We start from the raw sequence: 286 nt of genomic DNA on the forward strand, positions 1-286 counted from the left end.
CAGCGCTGTTATCCACCATGGCCTTGCAGACGGACCTGGCACTGCAATGTTTAATTGTGGCAGGTGAGGCCTGTGAAGAGGCAGTGGTGGCCCGCTGGCGCGCCCATTATCCATTTTATAATGCCTATGGTCCGTCGGAGACCTCTGTGTGTGCCACAGTAGGTGAAATTACCAATGACATCGTGCATATCGGCACACCGTTGTGCAATGTTCAGACTTATGTGTTGGATAAGCAACAAAACCTCTTACCTCACGGCAGCTTAGGTGAGCTGTATGTGGGTGGTGA

General features: G+C 51.7%; 1 protein-coding gene. It reads left to right on the plus strand.

The annotated features are described in order from the left end of the window. Window positions 1–286: AMP-binding protein (locus tag C3B51_RS22270; protein ID WP_130246430.1), on the plus strand; the 286-nt coding region annotated here is incomplete at both ends.

The organism is Pseudoalteromonas rubra, from assembly GCF_004212645.1.
Classification (GTDB): Bacteria; Pseudomonadota; Gammaproteobacteria; order Enterobacterales; family Alteromonadaceae; genus Pseudoalteromonas; species Pseudoalteromonas rubra_G.